1 rRNA gene is annotated in these 219 nt (G+C 50.7%); it reads right to left on the reverse strand.

Features of this window, described 5'->3' with window-relative positions:
- Positions 1–219 (reverse strand): 16S ribosomal RNA (locus tag H9X84_RS12935); the annotation flags it as partial.

Here is a 219-nt window from a genome sequence, read left to right on the forward strand (position 1 = left end):
CGCGATTACTAGCGATTCCAGCTTCATGTAGTCGAGTTGCAGACTACAATCCGAACTGGGACTGGGTTTTTGTGATTTGCTTAACGTCGCCGTCTCGCTTCACTTTGTTACCAGCCATTGTAGCACGTGTGTAGCCCAAGACATAAGGGGCATGATGATTTGACGTCATCCCCACCTTCCTCCGTGTTATCCACGGCAGTCTCTCCAGAGTGCCCAACT

The organism is Anaerotignum lactatifermentans, from assembly GCF_016902535.1.
GTDB classification, from domain to species: domain Bacteria; phylum Bacillota; class Clostridia; order Lachnospirales; family Anaerotignaceae; genus Anaerotignum; species Anaerotignum lactatifermentans_A.